Origin of the sequence: Brachybacterium sp. AOP43-C2-M15 (genome assembly GCF_052446295.1) — a bacterium.
GTDB lineage: Bacteria > Actinomycetota > Actinomycetes > Actinomycetales > Dermabacteraceae > Brachybacterium.
Window position 1 is genome coordinate 1 of record NZ_JBQSWB010000008.1, and the last position, 16,711, is coordinate 16,711.

Genomic DNA, 16,711 nt, shown 5'->3' on the forward strand with positions numbered 1-16,711 from the left:
CAGGGTTCCCACGTGGAAACCCGCAGTGCGACCCCCGCACCGCACGACCGCACCTCAGGAGCTGTGATCGATGACCCTGCACGTCAGCCGGCATGACGGCGCCCACCCCCGCCCCACGCTCCGACGCGAGGGCTGGGAGAGCCTCGACGGCCCGTGGGGATTCGCCCATGACGACGCCGACCGAGGATTCGCCGAGCGCTGGTACGAGCCCGGCGCGGAGACCGCCTTCGACCGCACCATCACCGTGCCCTTCGTGCCCGAGTCCGAGGCCTCCGGCATCCACGAGACCGGCTACCACCCCGTGGTCTGGTACCGCCGCACGATCACGGCCGCCGCCGAGCCCGCTCGGCGCGTGCTGCTGCACCTCGGCGCCGTGGACCACGAGGCGCACGTGTGGGTGGACGGGCGCCTGGCCGGGCACCACGTGGGCGGGCAGACGGCCTTCACCTGCGATCTCACCGATCTGCTCGATCCCGGCAGCGAGCACGTCGTGGTGGTGCGCGCCGTCGACGACCCGCACGATCCGGAGCTGCCGCGCGGCAAGCAGGACTGGCGCGAGGAGCCCCACGGCATCTGGTACCACCGCTCGACCGGGATCTGGCGCAGCGTGTGGCTGGAGTCCGTGCCGGAGCAGCACCTCACCGCCTTCCACCACGAGTTCGACATGGCGCGGGCGCGTGTCGAGGTGTCCCTGCGCCTGGCCCGTCGGCCGCAGCCCGGCACCACCGTGCGCGTGGTGCTCAGCACGGACCAGGGTCACGGGCGCGAGCAGCTCGGTGCGGTCGAGATCGCCGCGCACGACGCCCGGGTCCAGGGCGTGGTGGACGTCCCGGCGGTGCGCAACACCCAGGACCGCGACCGGCTGCTGTGGCGGCCCGAGCATCCCGCCCTGGTCGACGCCCATCTCGAGGTGCGCGTGGACGGCGAGGTGGTCGACACCGTCGCCAGCTACCTCGGACTGCGCACCACCGGCATCGACCGCGGCCACTTCCTGCTCAACGGTGAGCCGTACTTCGTGCGCTCGGTGCTCGAGCAGGGCTACTGGCCCACCTCGCACCTCACCGCCCCCACCCTGGAGGCGTACCGGGAGGAGGTCGAGCTGATCAAGGAGCTCGGCTTCACCGCCGCCCGCCTGCACCAGAAGGTCGAGGACCCCCGCTTCCTGTTCTGGGCAGACCGGCTGGGCCTGCTGATCTGGGGCGAGACCGCCAATGCTTACGCCTACAGCCCCCGCGCCGCCGCGGCCCTGACGGCGGAGTGGACCGAGATCGTCGAGCAGTGCCGCCCCCATCCGAGCGTGGTCACCTGGGTGCCGATCAACGAGTCCTGGGGCGTGCGCGACCTCGCCGACTCCGCCCCGCAGAAGGACTTCACGATCGCCCTGACCGCCCTCACCCGGGCTCTGGACCCCAGCCGCCCCGTCATCTCCAACGACGGCTACGAGCTGACCGGCGGCGACGTCATCGCCCTGCACGACTACACCACCGACGCCGCGCAGCTCGCGAGCCACTACGCCGACGAGGAGGCGACCGCGCGCACCATCGCCGGCCGCGGACCGCAGCGCCGACGACCGATCGACGACGCCGCCCAGCACCTCCGCGAGGACGCCCCGGTGATGATCACCGAGTTCGGCGGCATCGCCTACGCGGCCGAGGGGACGTGGGGGTACGCGACCGTGTCCGATCCGGAGGAGTTCGCCGAGAAGGTGGGCGGCCTGTTCGCCGCGCTGAACGCCTCCCCGGTGCTGGCCGGGCACTGCTACACCCAGCTCACCGACACCCTGCAGGAGGCCAACGGCCTGGCCACCGCGGACCGCGTCCCGAAGCTCGACGCTGCCGTGATCCGGGCCCTGGTCACCGGCAGGGGCGAGGCCTGACCGCCGACAGGGGCGAGGCCTGACCACCGATCCTCCGGCGGACCCGCGCCTGCTCAGTCCGGGCGGTTGCCGCGCAGGAACTGCTCCACCGCGCGGTCGGTGAGCTCGTCCAGCATTCCTGCCTCGACCATGCCGCCGTTGATCAGGGTGGCGATGCCCTGCACCGTCGCCAGCAGCACGATGCCGGACTGGGGGGAGGTGGACGGCGCGATCGCGCCCTCGTCCTGGCCCTGCTCGATCAGCTGGGGCAGGTGCTCGAACGCCGAGCCGGCGGCCTCCCGCACCGGCTCGGCGCCCTCCCGGTGCTTGGTGGAGAACATGAGCTCCAGCAGGGCGGCGTCCTGGGTCGCGAAGCGCACGAAGGTGCCCACGGCGGCGCGCAGCCGCGAGGCGAAGTCGTCCTCCGCCGCCGCGATCGACTGGCGCAGCTGCTCACCCAGCCGCTCGAAGCCGCTGATCGCGAGCGCGTCGAGCAGGGCTTGGCGGTCGCGGAAATGGCGGCGCGGCGCCGCATGGCTCACCCCGACCTGACGGGCCAGCTCGCGCAGCGAGAGCTCGTCCTGGCCCTGCTCGCGCAGGGTCTCCTCGGCGGCGCTCAGCAGGGCGTCGCGGAGGCTGCCGTGGTGGTAGGGGCGTTCCTCGGTCTCGGTCACATCCGGGATCCTATCGATGTTTTCATTGACAACACGAGTAGCCGCTGTCTACATTGTGGTCCATGACAACATTCTCCGTGGACAGCATCCCCGATCTCACCGGACGCACTGCGATCGTCACCGGTGCCAACAGCGGCCTGGGCCGCGTCACCGCCCGCGTGCTCGCCGAGCGCGGAGCCCGCGTGCTCCTGGCCGTGCGCGATGAGCGCAAAGGGGCGGACGCCGCCGCCACCATGAGCGGCGAGGTCGAGGTGCGGCGCCTGGACCTCGCAGACCTCGACTCCGTGCGCCGTTTCGCGGAGGGCGTCGAGGGGAGCGTGGACCTGCTGATCAACAACGCCGGTCTGATGATCCCGCCGCTCGGGCGCACGGCCGACGGGTTCGAGCTCCAGTTCGGCACCAACCACCTCGGTCACTTCGCCCTCACCAATCTGCTGCTGCCGCAGCTCATCGGTCGCGTGGTCACCGTCTCCTCGATCGCCCACCGTCGCGGCGCGATCAACCTCCACGACCCCAACTGGGAGCACCGCCCCTACCGTGCGATGCGCGCCTACGGGCAGTCCAAGCTCGCCAACCTCCTGTTCACCGCCGAGCTGCAGAGGCGGCTCGAGGCCGCGGGCTCCGAGGTGCTGTCCCTGGCCGCGCACCCCGGCCTCGCCGCGACCTCCCTGCTGAGCGCCCGGCGCAGCAGCCGACTGGTCGAGATCCTCGAGAACGCCGCCATCGGTCTGGTCGGCCAGAGCGACGAGAGCGGTGCGCTGCCCTCCCTGATGGCCGCCACCGCGGACCTGCGCGGCGACACCTACGTCGGCCCCCAGGGACTCCTCGGCGCCCGGGGCGTCCCCGGACCGGTCGAGCGAGCGGCCCGTGCCCGGGACACCCAGATGGCCCGCAGCCTCTGGGACGTCTCCGAGGAGCTCACCGGCGTGAGCTTCCCGCTCCTGGCCGAGGAGCGGACCTCGCACGCGGTCTGAGCGCAGCCGGCCTCTCGCGGGGGCCGCGGGCCGTGCCGCTCCGGATCAGCCGTCGCTCGCGGCGCCGGCGCTCCCGCGCTGCTCCGACTCGGTGCGGAACCGCGTCGTGTACGCCGCGAAGTCCCACGGATCCTGATCGTCCTCGCCGTCCAGGAACTCCGTCGCGGCCTCGCGCCCCTTGCGGTACAGCAGCTCCCGATCCTCCTCGGAGAGGTCGAACTGGGTGGGGCGCACCGCCTCGGTGTCGATGAAGATCGTGCGGGCCACGGCGTGGGCGGCATCGATGTGCATCCGGTCGTAGAACCCGGTGACCGTGTCCACCACGGCCTTGCCGAAGGACAGCGGGCCGCGGATCGTGGTGCGCGTCCCGAAGTCCGTCTCCGGCGCGGCGGAGAGCTTGATGCCGAAGGTGGGCCAGCGGGGGACCTCCCCCGTCGGCCGATCGAACACCGAGACCGGGAAGTTCGACAGCATCCCGCCGTCCACCAGCACCGAGGTCGCCCCGTCGGCCCGCTTCCACCGCACCGGGCGGAAGAACAGCGGGATCGAGGCGGAGGCGCGCACCGCGTCCACCACCCGCAGCGCGTCCGGCGCCCGGCCGAGCTCCTCCGCATCCAGCGGCAGGTACCGCAGCTTCCCGGCCGAGAGGTCCGAGGCGGTGACCACCAGGCGGTGCGCCTTCGCCCCGTTCATCTCGAGCGACGGATCGGGATCGGTGTAGCGCAGATCGGCGAAGGTGCCGGTGCGATCCCCGGGGCCGTAGGTGCCCAGCTGCTCCTCGAGCCAGCGGGTGAGGTGGGTGCCGCGGTGCACCCCGTTGTGCAGCAGGATGCTCAGTCCCTTGCCCACCAGCGGGCGCGTCCACCACGGGCCGTCCTCGAAGAGCCGGTAGTCCGTCTCCCGCAGCACCTCCGCCATCGTCGAGGCGGGGATCCCGGCCGTGGCCAGCGCTCCGGCCATCGCCCCGGCCGAGGAGCCCGCGACGCGGTTGACCCGGTAGCCGCGCTCCTCGAGCACCTCCATCGCCCCGGCCAGCGCGATCCCCTTGACCCCGCCGCCCTCGAGCACCAGGTCCACTCGCTGCGTGCCGGCCTCCGCGGTGGGGCTGGTCCAGGCTTCCGCGGCGTGCTCGGCGGTCGGGGAGGGCGTGGCGGTCGGAGGAGAGTCGGACATGATCCCAGGCTAGGGGAGGGGGCCGACGGTGGTCGGCGCGCCGGCAGCCAGGAGGTGACCATCGAGGCACTGCCAGCCATGGCCGCCTCGTCCCTCGGCGAAGGATCAGTGCATCACGTCCGGGGACCTGGCCAGTCGTCCGGTAACGTCGTCGCAATGCCTGCTGACTGGGATGCTGAAGAGTCTGCCCTGCGGACGACCGCCGGCGCGCTCCGCGCGCGACTGTCCTTGATGGAAGAACTGGCCGGGATCGGTGATCCGGTGCTGACAGGGAGCAACGCGCTCAAGGTGATGGTCGCCCGCGACATCGACGTGACGGTGACGGTCGAACGCATGGACCATCGAGTCCTCGAGGGCATCACGGCCCTGGCCTCCCGTCTCGTGTCGCGTGACGACGTGCGGGACGTGCTGGTTCGTGATGACTCCGGACGATGGAACGACGACGCCGCCTATCCCGACGGCTACTACCTCTGTGTTCACGCGCTGGGGGATGACGGCGAGCTGTGGTCCATCGACATCTGGGTGATCGCAGAACCGGACCGCCAACCGGGCCTGGCACATCTCCGCACCCTCGCACCACGCATCACCCCCACGACGCAGGCCACGATCCTTCGACTCAAGCGCGCCAACCAGTGGACGCTGCGGGACGGCTCCCGGATGCCGAGCGTGCAGATCTACTGGGCAGTCCTCGACCACGGAGTCACGAGCCCCGACCAGTTCCGAGCTCTCATGCACGGACGCCTGCGATGATCCGCGGCTGCCCCCGACGGCTGGTTGCCGTGGACTGCTGATGCGCGGACCGCACCGGCCATCTCGGGTGGCGACGGTGGGCGAGGGAGCCGTGCTCCGGGGGCAGGGCGAGATCCCGTCCGTCGATCAGCACCGGGTGACGTCTCCGAACGTGCACATTCTCGGGCGTGATCGTGCGTCGACATCCTCTCGGTGCGTGCGCCCCTGACCCGCACGGGCTAGTCTGCCGGGCGTCCGTCGCGTCCGCAGGGCGACCGCGATCCGAGCCGGGAGGGTCCGCACCATGGCGAGTCCCGTGCGTCGTGCCGCGCCTCGCGGTCTGCGCCGAGCGGCGCGCGACCTGGTCTACAGCCCTCCCGTGCGCGGCCTCGCCCGAGCCATCCAGGATGCTCCCCGCGCCCGCCGGCTGCGCGATGCCCTCGAGTCCCGGGGCCGGGGCGCGCTGCTGCGCCGCCTCGCCTCCGAGCCACTCCCGGCCGGTCACTTCTACGCCCGGCTCACCGTCGTCGACTGGCAGGAGCACCGCGGGCAGGAGTTCCAGCTGCGCGAGCGCGGCGAGATCGTCTACGGCAACCGGATCGAGGCCCCGCCGACGGGCGCGCCGCTCGAGTACCGCAACATCCTCGTCACCTCGGACGATCCGGCGGACTTCGCCCTCGACATCCCGGCGGAGCACCGCCTCGACATCGGCCGCGGCGCCTTCTCCACCGACGAGCAGGACGGCTTCGACCGCCGCTACGGCGTCGAGCGCCTCGGCGACCTCTTCGCCTCGGTGCGCGGCAACACGGTGAGCCCGACGCGGCTGATCATCACCTTCCCCGGCTTCCCGCCGGCGAACTCGCGCATCTCCTACGCCGTCAGCTACCTCAAGGCCCTGCTCGACGAGGACCTCGCCGAGACGATGATGCTGTGCGTCCAGGACCGCTACGGCGTCGCCGGCACCTACCTCGTCCACGACAACGCCGGCCGGCCCGTGCTCGACCGACTCACCGCGGCGATCGACGATCTGCGGGCTCGCCACGGGATCGCGGAGGAGGACGTGCTGCTGTTCGGCGCCTCGAAGGGCGCCTCGATCGCGGTGATGGCCGCGCAGGGCCTGCCCCGCGCCCGCCAGGTGCTGGTCGCCCCGCAGATGGACGTGCCCTACTACTGCACCAAGTCCGTGCTGCGCGGCGGGCTCCTGCGCGACCGGGCGCTGCGGGAGATCGAGCAGCCCGGTGCGCTGCTGCGCCGGTACCTCGCGGAGGGGCGGCGCATCGACTACTTCTATGCCGACGCCGACGAGTCCAGCAACGTCTCGATCATCGAGTACGCCCGCGACGCCGAGGGGCTGACCAAGCACCGGATCGGCGGCGAGCACACCGACGTGGCGAGACGCTCGCTGCCCACCGTGCTGTCCCTGCTGCGCGGCTTCGCCGCCGGACCGGCCGACGGGACGGGCACGCCCCTGGTGTCCGACGGGACAGTCGCGACCGGCGGGGCAGGCGGGACAGGCGCCGCCGACGGGACAGGCGCCGGCGATGCACCGGGAGAGCCGCTGACGTGCACCGACCTCACCCTCACCCGTCGCGGGGACGCGATGATCGCCCGGGTCCAGTTCGCCGACGCGACCGTCCCCGAGCAGGTGAACGTCTACCTCGAGGGGTGGCTGGGCCGCACCCGGTTCCGGCAGCTGCTCTCCACCGGCACGGACCCCTCCGCACGGTGGACCGAGAGGGACCAGCGTCTCGATCCCGCCCTGCACCCGGTGCGCTTCACCCGGGTGCTCGCGTTCGACGGCACGGAGCGGCCGCGGGTGGCGGAGCTGCCGGCGGCCGCCGGCTCGTCGGCGGGGGAGGACGCCGACGGCGGCCCGGACGACGCTCGCCATCCCCGGACCCCGCCCGATCCGCTGACCTGCGACGCCGCCGAACCGCGCGAGTACGCGCTGCTCACCGCGAGCTGCGCCCCGTCGGTGCGCGTGCTCTACGTGTCCGAGACCGTCGACCGCGGGAGCGGGATCGCCGAGCTCCACCTGGCGGCGCGGCTCGGCGAGAGCGACGCCTCGACCGGGACCCCTGCGGGAGGCGCGGACGACGGCGCGCCGGCGAGGGTGCGATGGACGATGGCCCCGCTCACCGGCTGGCGCGACCTGCCCCAGCTGGTCCGGCGTCTCGCGATCGCCTCCGAGGTGGAGGAGCTGCGGATCGTCGTCTCCGATCCCGCGCTCCCCGCCGAGCAGCGTCATCAGCTCGAGACGCTGGACTGGCCCGCTGTGACGGTTCAGGACCGCGTCGGCTGAGACACCTCGCCTCTCGGATCGGCGTCCTCACCGCCCCGGCGGGAGCGCGCACGAGAACGGCCCGGCGGCCTCTGCGGGTCTCCGCAGTGATCGCCGGGCCGTCGGGGCCGGTGTCCGGGGACGGCCCCGGAGAGGTCAGGACCTCAGAGCGTGCTCGCCTGCGGATCGAAGTCCGCGGGCACCACCGGCACCTCGGAGACCGAGGAGTTCACGGTGACGAACTCGCCGCTGGCGGCCGACTCCTCGGCCGAGAGCATCACGTCCAGCACGTGGTAGCCCACCTCGCCGGTGGCCACGTGCGGCCGGTTCTCGGCGATGGCGCGGACCATGTCCAGCAGGCCCAGACCGCGGCCGGTGACCGGGCCCTCCTGCGGGATCTCGACCCACTCCTGCTCGGGCGGGGCCTCGCCGAAGGACGCGAAGGGGCGCACGTAGGCGATTCGGCCCTCGAAGGTGTTCGGATCGGGCACCACCAGCGAGCCCTCGGTGCCATGGATCTCGACGATGCCCTGGCGGGCCAGCGGCGAGTCGAAGCTGACCAGCGAGGTGCCGGTCTGGCCGCCCTCGAACTGGGTGAGCACGGAGATCGTCGAGGGCGGCTCCACCGGGAAGGTCTGCCCGGCGTTCGGGCCCACCAGGATCTCGCGCTCCTCGCGGGCCTTCAGACCCATCGCGGCGACCTTCTCGACGGTGCCGAACAGGCTCACCAGGGTGGTGAAGTAGTACGGGCCGATGTCCAGCAGCGGCCCGGCGCCCTTGGCGAACAGGAACGCGGGGTTGGGGTGGAAGACCTCCGGGCCCTGCCACTGCATGGACGTCTGCGCGAACAGGGGACGGCCGATGATGCCGTCCCGGATCGCGCGCTTGGCGGTCTGCACGCCGGCGCCGAGCACGGTGTCCGGAGCGCAGCCCACCCGCAGCCCGGCCTCGTCGGCCGCCGTCAGCAGCGCCGAGGTGGACTCGCGGTCCAGGCCCAGCGGCTTCTCGGTCCACACGTGCTTGCCCGCGGCGATCGCCGCGGAGGAGATCTCGGCGTGCACGGCGGGGATGGTCAGGTTCACGACCACCTTCACGTCGGGGTGGTCGAGCACGTCCTGCGCGGTGCCGGAGGCGGGGACGCCGTGCTTGGCCGCCTGGGCGGCGGCGCGCTCGGTGTCCAGATCGCCGAGGATCAGCACGTTGACGTCGGGGAAGGAGTTCAGGTTCTCCAGGTAGGTGTCGGAGATGACGCCGACGCCGATGAAGCCGACGCCCACGGGGCCGGAGAAGGGTGCCAGGGTGGTCATGCCGCGAGACCTCCGTCGATCAGGAAGCGGTAGCTGTTCTCGATGTCCTCGAAGACCTCGCCGGGGGCGTGGTCGTACTCGATGACGGCGTACTGGACGTTCGTCGCGGCCTGCAGGGCCTCGACGGTGGGGACGTCGCCGTCGCCCGCATGGCGCTGGTCCAGGCTGGTGGAGCTGAACTCCGGGGCGTCGGGGGCGAAGGGGTTGGAGGCCGGGGCCACGCCGTCCTTGACGTGGATGGCCACCAGGCGGTCGCCGATCTCGCGGACCAGGCTCACCACGTCCTGGCCGCCCACGAGCGCCCAGAACAGGTCCAGCTCGATCGCGACCGACGGGTCCACCAGCGACAGGAAGCGCTGGTAGGCGGTCTTGCCGTCGAAGTCCGCGAGGAACTCCTGGGCATGGTTGTGGTAGCCGACCTTGAGGCCGAACTCCTTCGCCTTCTCGGAGGCGGCGTTGAGGCGATCGGCGATGTCCTGCACGCCGTCCTCGGTGAGCCAGCGCTCGGTGGGCACCATCGGGTCGATGACGGTGGTCATCCCGATCTCGGCGGCGGCCTCGAACACGACCTCGTTGGCGGGGGTGGGGATGGAGCCGTCCGGGGTCCAGAGCTCGTCGGAGAGCAGCGGGGCGTGGCCGGTGGGGGAGGCGAGGCCGGAGGCGTCCAGCGCCGCACGGATCTCGGCGGGGCGGCGCACGAAGTCGAAGGCCTCGACGTTCTTCAGGCCGATCGTCGCGAGCTTGTCGAGGGAGCCGTTCATGTCGGCGGAGAACTCCGTGGCCAGCGAGTACAGCTGGACGGAGGCGAGAGGCAATGCCACGTCGGACCTGCTTTCGTACGTCGTCGTCTCTGGGCGGGCCGCACCGCGCGTGGGTGCGTCGCGTCAGCGTAGCACCAAACCCTCCAGATGGAGGTTTCTTCTGCGGGGCAGTTCCGGCGGTGGGTACATTGACGTCCATGAGCACCGAGGACGAGCCCGTCGACCAGGCCCGAGCGGTCGATCCCGCGCCCGTCCCGTCGGCCGATCCTGACGCCTCGCCGTCCCCCGGATCCGCCTCCGCACGGCCCGCTGACCTCGCGCCGTCCGCGGCGCGCCGCATCGGCCGCGCCGGCTCGTACTCCAAGGGCATCGCGCGACGCCGCGAGATCCTCGACCGGGCGATCGAGGTGTTCCGCGACCGCGGGGCCGACGGCACCTCCCTGCGCCGCATCGCACAGACCATCGGCGTCTCCCACGGCGCGCTGCTGCACTACTTCTCCTCCCGCGAGGAGCTGCTGGTGGCGGTCTACGAGCACGCCGAGCGGCGGCGCCACATCGGCCGGGCCGACGGCGAGCGGGAGCGCTCGGTCGACGTGATGGCGAATGCGGCGCTGGCGAACCTCGAGGTCCCCGGTCTGGTCCAGCTCTACTCGACCCTCGTGGCGACCTCCATCGAGGCGGAGTCGGGACCGGCCAAGAAGTACTTCACCGACCGCTTCGAGCGGGTGCGCGCCGATCTCGAACGGCGACTGCGCGAGGACCAGGCCAGCGGCATCGTGCGCGGGGACGTCGATCCCGCCCGCACCGCCGCGCTGATCGTCGCGGCCTCCGACGGCCTGCAGATCCAGTGGCTGCTGGAGCCGACGATCGCGCTGCAGGAGAGCCTCGAGACCTTCGCGGTGCTGCTCGCGCCCTGAGGAGCGGGCGCCGCGGCTGCTCGTTCCCGCCCGCCGTCCCGCTCCGGCCCCGTCCGGCCCCGCACGCCGCGCCCTGCCGTCATGCCGCCCCTGCTCTGCTCGGCCGCGACGGGTCGGCTCGCCGGCCGCATCGTGCTCGCCCGGCCGTCGACATAATGGGGGCCGTGTTCGGTGGAGACAGACGGGAGAGGCATCGATGAGCGACGGTTGCGGCTGCGGTTGCGGCACGCCCAGCAGGGAGCAGTTCCCCACCGGTGCGCCCGGAGAGGCACCGCGGCCCGAGGGGCGGGCCGCTCGCGGAGGCCACGCGATCGAGCAGTGCGCGATCCCCGCCGGGACGTTCACCATGGGCGACTCCTCCGGGGACCGCAATCGCGCCGACGGCGAGACGCCGCGCCACGAGGTCGCGCTCACCGCCTTCGAGATCGACGCGACCACGGTGACGAACCGGGACTTCGCCCGCTTCGTCGAGGAGACCGGGTACCGGACCGAGGCCGAGCGCTTCGGCTTCTCCGCCGTCTTCCACCTCGCGATCGACGCACCCGCCGAGGACGTCATGGGGCCCGCCTCCGGCGCTCCCTGGTGGTCCGGGGTCGAGGGCGCGCAGTGGCGGCATCCCGGCGGGCGGCGCTCGGACCTCGAGGGCCTCGAGGACCACCCCGTCGTCCACGTCAGCTGGAACGATGCCGAGGCCTACTGCGCGTGGGCAGGACGCGCCCTGCCCACCGAGGCACAGTGGGAGTACGCGGCCCGCGGCGGCCTCGACGGCGCGAAGTACCCCTGGGGCGACCAGGAGGTGGACGAGGACGGCTGGCGCGCGAACATCTTCCAGGGCGACTTCCCGCGCACCAACACCGTCGAGGACGGCTTCCTCACCACCGCCCCGGCGCGCAGCTTCGCGCCCAACGGGTACGGGCTCTGGCAGAGCGTCGGGAACGTCTGGGAATGGTGCGAGGACCGTTTCCACCCGACCACCTACCGACGCGGCACCACCGCCGAGCGGCGCACCGTGGTGACCGACCCCGTCGGCCCCGAGGACGGCCCGTCCCGGGTCATGCGCGGCGGCAGCTACCTCTGCCACCTCTCCTACTGCAACCGCTACCGCAACGCGGCGCGCTCGCAGAACACCCCGGACTCCTCGATGGGCAACGGCGGCTTCCGCACCGTCTCCCGCCCGGAGGGCGTCGCGGCCGAGATGGGGCGGTGAGCACGTCACACAGGGGGGCACCTCCTGGGGAGGGAGGTCAGGCCCGACGGGGCGCCGGGGCGCCGGGGCAGGCCGGATCGGCGGAGAGCTCGAGGTGTCGAAGTCCCTGCTCGCCACGGCTCGTCCGCTGCGCGTGATGAGGTCCAGGACGTCGAGGGACACGAAGGCGCGCTGCGCACGGCCGATCGAGATCAGGCCGAGGATCCCGTACTCGGAGAGCTGTGCCAGCGCATCGTGCGCCGCCGTCGTGGTGACCCCGTGCACGCGGACGACGGTGGACGTGGTGAGCACCGGGGTCCCCGGCAGCGTGTCGAGGATCGTCGGGAGGGCGGAGTCGCGCCGCGTGGCTCGCACCTTTCCCTCCCTGCGCCGGGCCTCGGAGACGGCCTGTGCCCACTCCTCGCGCAGGGCAGCGAGGCTGCGCTCGAGCTGAGCGGCCTGCTCGGCCGCGGTGCGCACCCCCTGCATCTCAGGGGGGCCGGGGATGAGCGAGGACTGCAGCGCCTCCAGGTCCGCGACCGAGAGGTGTTCCTTCTCGGACAGCGCGTCGGAGGCGTCTCGCACGATGGTCATGTTCCTGGCGACCTGCTGCGCGGTCTCGGAGAGCCCGCGAACGTCCTCGTCGAGAGCGAGCTCCGCCAGCGCGACGTTCTTCGGGCCGGGGCCGATCCCCTCGATGCAGGAGGACGCGATCGCCTCGGAACGCAGCAGGAATCGGGAGACGAGTCCCGGGTCCTGATGTGCACCTCGGTTCAGGGCGCGCACGGCCCCTCGGAGGCTGCGACACGGGCGTCGACCTCGGCGCCGCCGTCTCTCCTGTCGGTCGGCGCTGTCCCCGCCGTGCCCCGGCCCGTAAGCTGTGTCGCTCCGACAGTGCGCTGACCAGCCCGTCTGACCAGCTCGTCCGGCCAGTCCGTCCGGCCGGCCCTCCCACCGTTGCCCCGGCGCTCCTGTGACCCGGCGGCGACGGCCGTCGGCCGCACCCACCCCGCCGTCCCTCCCTCATCGTCCCAGCGCATGCTCCGCGCGCCCGTCCCCGAAGAAGGCTGAGAACCACGAACCTGCAGAGCCCCCGCCGCTTCGGGCCGCTGCGCGACAAGCACTCCCGGCCGTACCTGATCACCGCGGGCCTGTCGATGATGGGCGACAACATCGAGCACGTCATCACCTACTGGGTGCTGTGGCAGGTGTTCGCCTCGCCCTGGCTGGTGGGGTTCCAGGTGATCAGCCACTGGCTGCCGTTCCTGATGTTCTCGGTGCTGTTCGGCACCCTCGCGGAGAAGTACGACTGCCGGCGCATCATCCAGATCGCCCAGGGCCTGTTCGCCTTCGTGTCCCTGAGCTGGGGCCTGCTGTTCCTCACCGGCACCCTGGAGATGTGGAGCGCGTGCGTGCTGCTGGTGCTGCACGGCTGCGCGGGCGCCCTGTGGGGCCCGGCCGAGCAGCTCATGCTCCACGACTTCGCCGAGCCGCACGAGCTGCCCAGCGCCGTGCGCCTCAACGCGACCTTCAAGAGCCTCGGGGTGCTCGCCGGGCCGGTGGTCGGCTCGGTGCTGATGCTCCTGCTGGGGCCGACGTGGGGGATCTTCACGAACATCCTGTTCTACCTGCCGATGACGCTGCTGATGCTGCGCACCCCTTTCACCGGGCACTCCCGCAGCGGCATCGTGCACCGCGAGAAGGTCTCGATCCTGGACACCCCGAAGGTGCTGCGCACCGTCAGCAGCGACCGGGTGCTGCTGGGCATGATCGCCCTGGCCGGCCTGATCGCGGTCTGCGTGGGCGCCTCGCTGCAGGTGGCGATGCCGAACTTCGCCGACACGCTCGGCGCGGGGGACGAGGGCGGGATCGGCTACGGCGCCCTGCTGTTCGCCAACGGGGTCGGGGGAGTGGTGGGCGGCTTCCTGCTCGAGGCCACCGGGATCCTGCGGGTGGACGTGCGCGGCGCCGTGATCGCCGCGGTGATGTTCGGGCTCACCTCGCTGATCGTCGCCACCACGCACCATTACCCGGTCGCGCTCATCGCCCTGGTGATCGGCGGCGTCGCCAATCTCGCCGCCACCGCCATCGGCCAGGCGCTGGTGCAGATCCGCGCGCCCGAGGCGCAGCGCGGACGCGTGGTCGGGGTGTACTCGATGATCGGCAGCGGCATGCGCACCGGCAACGGCATCACCCTCGCCTGGCTGGGTGCGCTGCTCGGCGTCAGCGGTGCGGTGGCCGTGGGCGGGATCGCCCTGGTGATCGGAGCGCTGCTGATCGGCGCGCTGATCGCGCTGCAGACCCGCCGGGGGCGGATGGCCTGAGGGAACGACGCTCCGCACGCTCACGACGCGCTCTGCGCACGGACGACCGCGAGGGCTCAGACCCTCCCGGTCCGACCCTCGAGATCTGCCAGCGCGGCGTCGGTCTCCGTGGCGGTCGGTGCCGTGGCCGGCCCCTGGCGCATCACGGCGAGCGCGGCCGCTGCTCCCGCCCGCCGGACCGAGGGGAGCAGATCCTCGCCGGCGGCGAGCCGTGCACAGAGCACGCCGGTGTGGGCATCGCCCGCGCCGTTGGTGTCCACGGCGTCGACCTGCGGTGCAGGGATCGCGAGGACGTCCTCTCCGGGCACGGCGAGGAACGCCCCGCGCGCCCCGGCACGCAGGACGATTCTCCGCCCCGTCGTCCCGGCCAGCCGTTCCGCGAGGTCGGCCGGCGTGGCCGACGAGGGGAGTTCGAGAGTCGGCGTGAGGCGGGGGAGGAGCAGGCGGGCCTCGCGCTCGTTGGAGCTCCAGACGTCACTGCGGCCCAGCAGTGCTCGCACCGCGTCGAGGTCGACGTCGCCGATCACCGGCGAGGGGTCGACGACGACGGTGCAGCCGTCAGGGATCGTGGGCAGCCAGGTGAGCAGCGCTGTCCGGTTCGCCTCGTGCACCAGGGAGTATCCGGAGACGTAGACGATGTCCTCGGCCTGCACGTCGGCGGCGTGCAGCTGCTCAGCGGTCGTGTGGGACTCGGCGCCGCTCGTGGAGACGAAGGTGCGCTCGGTGGAGTCGTCCACCAGGGCGATGCTGAATCCCGTGTCACGATCTGGGTCCGCTCGATGGAGGAGCAGCACGCCCTCGGACCTCAGCGCGGAGCGGACGAGGTCTCCGAACGGCCCTGTGCCGTGGCTGCCCGCGTAGACGACCTGTGCTCCGTCGCGCGCCGCTGCCATCATGACGTTGACGCCGCCGCCCGCGAGGAGCTCGTGCTTCTCTGCGAAGACGTCCCCGCCCGGCTCGGGCACGGCGGGAATCCGCATCACGACGTCGACGACGCCCTGACCTGTATGGAGGACACGGCCCGGCAGCCCTCCGGCGGTGCCGGTCATCGGGAGCCTCCCGCGCTCCGCAGTCCGAGCAGTGCGTAGAGCACGCCGCCGATGGCGGCGGCCAGGACCCACGCCATGCCGTTCGCGCCGATCCACGTGTCGTGGAACGGACCGGTGTACCACGCGGTTCGGCCGGGGGAGATCTGCATGAACAGGGCGGCGATCGCGATCGCGGCCAGCCACGGCCCGATCGCCGCCCAGCGGAATCCGCTGCGGTAGTGGTAGGCGCCGGTGGAGGAGAGGTCCAGCAGCGCATCCGGATCGTAGTGCCGGCGGCGGGTCATGTCGACGAGGAAGATCCCGACCCAGGCGGAGATCGGTACGGCGAGCAGGGAGATGAAGGTGATGAACGGACCGTAGAAGCCGTCGGCCACCAGGAGGAAGAGCAGCGATGCCGTCGTGGTGATGACGACGTCGACGATCACTGCGTGGACCCGTCGGACGCGCAGTCCGAGAGTCAGCGTGGTCAGGCCCGCGGAGTAGACCGAGAGGTGGTTGGACAGCAGCAGCCCGATGAACGACACCATGAGGTAGGCGACGGCCACCCAGTGCGGGAGCGTGTCGCGGATGGCGTCCAGCGGGTTCGCCGACGTCGCGATCGAGGCGTCGGAGGCGCCGAGCAGCGAACCCATCGAGATCATGACCACCAGCGGAATCCCTGCGCCGGCCGCAGCCGAGGCGACGAGGGAGAGCGCCGAGACCCGCGGGGCCTGGTAACGGGCCATGTCGGCTCCGGAGTTCGCCCAGCCGATCCCGGTCCCTGCGGCGATCGTCCCGATGCCGGTGAGCACGGCGGCGGTGCTCCCGCCCGGCACCCGGGCGACCAGCGACCAGTCGACGTTCACCACGAGGAAGGCGAGGATCAGCAGGTTCACGGCACCGAAGATCCAGGTGGACCACTTCTGGACCACGAGGATCATCCCGTGGCCCATCCCGGAGACGGCCACCGTGAAGGCGACGAACAGCACGACACCGAGGACCGCGACCAGCGGGGCGGACTTCGCGTCCCCGCCGGTGCCGATGACCAGCGAGACGATCGTGACCACGGCGAGGGCGGCAGTGGACGTGTTGACCGTCTCCCAGCCCAGACGCGACAGCAGCGCGACGAGGGTGGGACCGGCGTTGCCCCGGGTGCCGAACACGGCACGGGAGAGGGTCAGGCTCGGCGCCCCGCCTCGCCGGCCGGCGATGGAGATCAGGCCGACGATCGCGAAGGAGCCGACGGCTCCGACGACCGCCACCACGATCGACTGCCACACGGAGAGCCCGAGGGCGATCAGGCTCACGCCGAGCGGCAGGCCCAGCACGGAGATGTTCGCGGCGAACCACACCCAGAACAGCTGCAGCGGGTTGCCGGCGCGCTCCTCGACGGGAACGGGCTCGATCCCGCGCTGTTCGAGCGCGGCGAGCGGGCGGGCGGGCGTGACGGCGGGGTGGGCCGTCGGGGCCTGGGTGGACATCGGTGTCACCTCTCAGTGGAA

The 16,711-nt window shown here is 72.1% G+C and carries 13 protein-coding genes; 7 read left to right on the top strand and 6 right to left on the bottom strand.

Annotated elements, in window-relative coordinates; translation table 11 throughout:
- Window positions 1-70: 70 nt before the first annotated feature.
- Window positions 71-1,876 (top strand): glycoside hydrolase family 2 protein, encoded by a 1,806-nt coding sequence (locus ACT3SP_RS10045; protein ID WP_444587147.1) that lies wholly within the window; start codon window positions 71-73, stop codon window positions 1,874-1,876.
- A 53-nt stretch (window positions 1,877-1,929) separates the two neighbouring features.
- Here ACT3SP_RS10045 and ACT3SP_RS10050 read toward each other — a convergent pair whose 3' ends face one another.
- Window positions 1,930-2,529: a TetR/AcrR family transcriptional regulator gene (locus tag ACT3SP_RS10050; protein ID WP_444587148.1), complete on the bottom strand. Its 600-nt coding sequence runs from the start codon at window positions 2,527-2,529 to the stop codon at window positions 1,930-1,932.
- Between the two features lie 62 nt (window positions 2,530-2,591).
- Here ACT3SP_RS10050 and ACT3SP_RS10055 point away from each other — a divergent pair, with 62 nt between their 5' ends.
- On the top strand, window positions 2,592-3,503 hold the full coding sequence (locus tag ACT3SP_RS10055; RefSeq protein ID WP_444587149.1) for an oxidoreductase: 912 nt from the start codon (window positions 2,592-2,594) through the stop codon (window positions 3,501-3,503).
- Window positions 3,504-3,548: 45 nt separating this feature from the next.
- Here the strand turns inward: ACT3SP_RS10055 and ACT3SP_RS10060 are convergent, their stop codons facing one another.
- Complete coding sequence (locus ACT3SP_RS10060; protein WP_444587150.1) at window positions 3,549-4,676, bottom strand: patatin-like phospholipase family protein; 1,128 nt, start codon at window positions 4,674-4,676, stop codon at window positions 3,549-3,551.
- A gap of 54 nt (window positions 4,677-4,730) precedes the next feature.
- Between ACT3SP_RS10060 and ACT3SP_RS10065 the strand changes: the two genes are divergently transcribed.
- Both ACT3SP_RS10065 and ACT3SP_RS10070 read left to right on the top strand, forming a co-directional pair.
- Window positions 4,731-5,426, top strand: coding sequence for a hypothetical protein (locus ACT3SP_RS10065; protein ID WP_444587151.1), 696 nt, complete (start codon window positions 4,731-4,733; stop codon window positions 5,424-5,426).
- Between the two features lie 283 nt (window positions 5,427-5,709).
- Complete coding sequence (locus tag ACT3SP_RS10070; RefSeq protein WP_444587152.1) at window positions 5,710-7,707, top strand: hypothetical protein; 1,998 nt, start codon at window positions 5,710-5,712, stop codon at window positions 7,705-7,707.
- A gap of 143 nt (window positions 7,708-7,850) precedes the next feature.
- Here the strand turns inward: ACT3SP_RS10070 and ACT3SP_RS10075 are convergent, their stop codons facing one another.
- Window positions 7,851-8,993: a Gfo/Idh/MocA family protein gene (locus ACT3SP_RS10075; protein WP_444587153.1), complete on the bottom strand. Its 1,143-nt coding sequence runs from the start codon at window positions 8,991-8,993 to the stop codon at window positions 7,851-7,853.
- Window positions 8,990-9,814, bottom strand: a complete 825-nt coding sequence (locus ACT3SP_RS10080) for a sugar phosphate isomerase/epimerase family protein (protein WP_444587154.1) — start codon at window positions 9,812-9,814, stop codon at window positions 8,990-8,992. Before ACT3SP_RS10080 ends, ACT3SP_RS10075 begins: the two co-directional genes overlap by 4 nt.
- A 137-nt stretch (window positions 9,815-9,951) precedes the next feature.
- On the opposite strand from ACT3SP_RS10080, the gene ACT3SP_RS10085 reads away from it, so the two are divergent.
- From ACT3SP_RS10085 to ACT3SP_RS10095, 3 genes are all read left to right on the top strand, one after another.
- The gene (locus tag ACT3SP_RS10085) at window positions 9,952-10,671 is read left to right on the top strand and encodes a TetR/AcrR family transcriptional regulator (RefSeq protein WP_444587155.1); all 720 of its coding nucleotides are present in this window, start codon (window positions 9,952-9,954) and stop codon (window positions 10,669-10,671) included.
- Window positions 10,672-10,867: 196 nt separating this feature from the next.
- The gene (locus ACT3SP_RS10090) at window positions 10,868-11,878 is read left to right on the top strand and encodes a formylglycine-generating enzyme family protein (protein ID WP_444587156.1); all 1,011 of its coding nucleotides are present in this window, start codon (window positions 10,868-10,870) and stop codon (window positions 11,876-11,878) included.
- Between the two features lie 1,088 nt (window positions 11,879-12,966).
- The gene (locus ACT3SP_RS10095; protein WP_444587345.1) at window positions 12,967-14,181 is read left to right on the top strand and encodes an MFS transporter; all 1,215 of its coding nucleotides are present in this window, start codon (window positions 12,967-12,969) and stop codon (window positions 14,179-14,181) included.
- Window positions 14,182-14,237: 56 nt separating this feature from the next.
- Here the strand turns inward: ACT3SP_RS10095 and ACT3SP_RS10100 are convergent, their stop codons facing one another.
- Window positions 14,238-15,230 (bottom strand): PfkB family carbohydrate kinase, encoded by a 993-nt coding sequence (locus ACT3SP_RS10100; RefSeq protein ID WP_444587157.1) that lies wholly within the window; start codon window positions 15,228-15,230, stop codon window positions 14,238-14,240.
- Window positions 15,227-16,690 (bottom strand): purine-cytosine permease family protein, encoded by a 1,464-nt coding sequence (locus ACT3SP_RS10105; RefSeq protein ID WP_444587158.1) that lies wholly within the window; start codon window positions 16,688-16,690, stop codon window positions 15,227-15,229. The genes ACT3SP_RS10100 and ACT3SP_RS10105 overlap by 4 nt, the downstream gene beginning before the upstream one ends.
- Window positions 16,691-16,711: the final 21 nt, after the last annotated feature.

What these genes read in the sequence shown, in the direction of transcription:
- ACT3SP_RS10075 (WP_444587153.1), bottom strand. Translation starts at nt 8,993, where the DNA reads ATGACCACCCTGGCACCCTTCTCCGGCCCCGTGGGCGTCGGCTTCATC.
- ACT3SP_RS10090 (WP_444587156.1), top strand. Translation starts at nt 10,868, where the DNA reads ATGAGCGACGGTTGCGGCTGCGGTTGCGGCACGCCCAGCAGGGAGCAG.
- ACT3SP_RS10070 (WP_444587152.1), top strand. Translation starts at nt 5,710, where the DNA reads ATGGCGAGTCCCGTGCGTCGTGCCGCGCCTCGCGGTCTGCGCCGAGCG.
- ACT3SP_RS10045 (WP_444587147.1), top strand. Translation starts at nt 71, where the DNA reads ATGACCCTGCACGTCAGCCGGCATGACGGCGCCCACCCCCGCCCCACG.
- ACT3SP_RS10105 (WP_444587158.1), bottom strand. Translation starts at nt 16,690, where the DNA reads ATGTCCACCCAGGCCCCGACGGCCCACCCCGCCGTCACGCCCGCCCGC.
- ACT3SP_RS10060 (WP_444587150.1), bottom strand. Translation starts at nt 4,676, where the DNA reads ATGTCCGACTCTCCTCCGACCGCCACGCCCTCCCCGACCGCCGAGCAC.
- ACT3SP_RS10055 (WP_444587149.1), top strand. Translation starts at nt 2,592, where the DNA reads ATGACAACATTCTCCGTGGACAGCATCCCCGATCTCACCGGACGCACT.
- ACT3SP_RS10100 (WP_444587157.1), bottom strand. Translation starts at nt 15,230, where the DNA reads ATGACCGGCACCGCCGGAGGGCTGCCGGGCCGTGTCCTCCATACAGGT.
- ACT3SP_RS10085 (WP_444587155.1), top strand. Translation starts at nt 9,952, where the DNA reads ATGAGCACCGAGGACGAGCCCGTCGACCAGGCCCGAGCGGTCGATCCC.